This is a genomic window from Pseudomonas sp. P5_B2 (assembly GCF_056400445.1).
This window is the reverse complement of sequence record NZ_JBFULH010001056.1, coordinates 1-1,066: the sequence shown is the minus strand read 5'-3', so window position 1 is coordinate 1,066 and position 1,066 is coordinate 1. Positions and strand designations below refer to the sequence as shown.

Below are 1,066 nucleotides of genomic sequence, written 5' to 3'. Positions count from 1 at the left end.
GTAAGGAGAACGAAGATGGCTATCCGTATAGGCGACGAGGCACCGGACTTCAGCGTCGAAAGCACCGAAGGCACGCTGAATTTCCACGAATGGATTGGCGACAAGTGGGCCATCCTGTTTTCGCACCCCAAGGATTTCACCCCGGTATGCACCACCGAACTGGGGTATATGGCAGGGCTCAAGCCAGAGTTCGACAAGCGCAACACCAAGATCGTCGGGCTCAGCGTCGACCCGGTCAGCAACCATGCAAGCTGGGCCAAGGACATCGAGGAAACCCAGGGGCACGCGGTCAATTACCCGATGATCGGTGACGAAAACCTGGTAGTGGCCAAGCTCTACGACATGATCCACCCGAATGCCAGTGGTGGCACCCGCACCGCCGTCGACAACGCCACCGTGCGTTCCGTGTTCATCATTGGCCCGGACAAAAAGGTCAAGGCCATGCTCATCTACCCGATGAGTGCCGGGCGCAACTTCGATGAAGTGCTGCGTCTGCTCGACTCTCTGCAATTGAACGCCAAGCATACGGTCGCCACCCCGGTGAACTGGCGTCCTGGTGAGGACGTGATCATTCCCACGTCGGTGTCCGATGAAGACGCGCGGAAGAAATACCCGGACGGGTTCAAAACCATCAAACCTTACTTGCGCACCGTGGCGCAGCCGAAGTAATCCAACCCCGAGGAGCCGCGTATCATGGTCGTACAAGCCTTACGCGTCGACGCCAGCCATCTCGACCAGGTTGCGTGCCTTTTCGACGCCTACCGAGGCTTCTACGGCCAGCCTTCGAACCTGACGCAGTCCCGGGAGTTCATCGCCGAACGCATCGCCCGGGGCGAGTCGGCAGTTTTCCTCGCCGAGGACGCCACGGGCCAGGCGTTGGGTTTCGTGCAGTTGTACCCGACGTTTTCCTCCATCGACGCCCACCGCACCTGGTTGCTCAGTGATCTGTTCACCACGCCCGAAGCCCGTGGGCGTGGGGTAGGTACGTTGCTGATGAACACAGCTCGCGCGTTCGCGGTGTTGAACGGTGCCAAGGGCATGGTGCTGGAAACCGCCACCGATAATC

General features: G+C 59.8%; 2 protein-coding genes. Both read left to right on the top strand.

Annotated elements, in window-relative coordinates; translation table 11 throughout:
* Nucleotides 1–15 precede the first annotated feature (15 nt).
* On the top strand, nt 16–669 hold the full coding sequence (locus AC1DRJ_RS29120; RefSeq protein WP_477805176.1) for a peroxiredoxin: 654 nt from the start codon (nt 16–18) through the stop codon (nt 667–669).
* 24 nt (nt 670–693) lie between these two features.
* Nucleotides 694–1,066: N-acetyltransferase family protein (locus tag AC1DRJ_RS29115; protein ID WP_477805175.1), on the top strand; the 373-nt coding region annotated here is incomplete at its 3' end.

Bases quoted from the DNA above. Each gene is read 5' to 3' on its own strand.
- AC1DRJ_RS29120 (WP_477805176.1), top strand. From the start codon at position 16: ATGGCTATCCGTATAGGCGACGAGGCACCGGACTTCAGCGTCGAAAGC.